The organism is Burkholderia sp. SIMBA_051 (assembly GCF_046534915.1).
In the GTDB taxonomy this organism is placed as follows: domain Bacteria; phylum Pseudomonadota; class Gammaproteobacteria; order Burkholderiales; family Burkholderiaceae; genus Burkholderia; species Burkholderia ambifaria.
Genome location: NZ_JAWRXS010000158.1, coordinates 1 through 301 on the forward strand (window position 1 = coordinate 1; position 301 = coordinate 301).

General features: G+C 59.8%; 1 protein-coding gene. It reads right to left on the minus strand.

Translation table 11 applies throughout. The annotated features are described in order from the left end of the window. On the minus strand, nt 1-301 hold a 301-nt coding region (locus SB771_RS33995), incomplete at both ends, for a PqiC family protein (protein ID WP_410721914.1).

A 301-nucleotide genomic window follows, 5' to 3' on the forward strand; every position in this document is an offset into this window, starting at 1 on the left:
ATAGCCTTTACAGCAGCCCCAACCTGCAAGGAAACCTGCTCCAACGCCTGCCGATGCCCCTTCACCAGAGAATCATACCCACCGCCAACCGGCTCACTAACCACACTCCGGCACGTCATCACCACCGCACTCCGCACAGCCCGCACACTCCACACCGCATCGATCAACGCATGCGACCCAGGCCACGACTCAAACCGCTGCACGTTCATGCTGACTCGATAAACCGGCGTCGCATCCGGATAAGCGGTGCCGTACACATCGATGGTATCGAGCTGCTGGGTCAGAGTGGTCGACAAAGCCC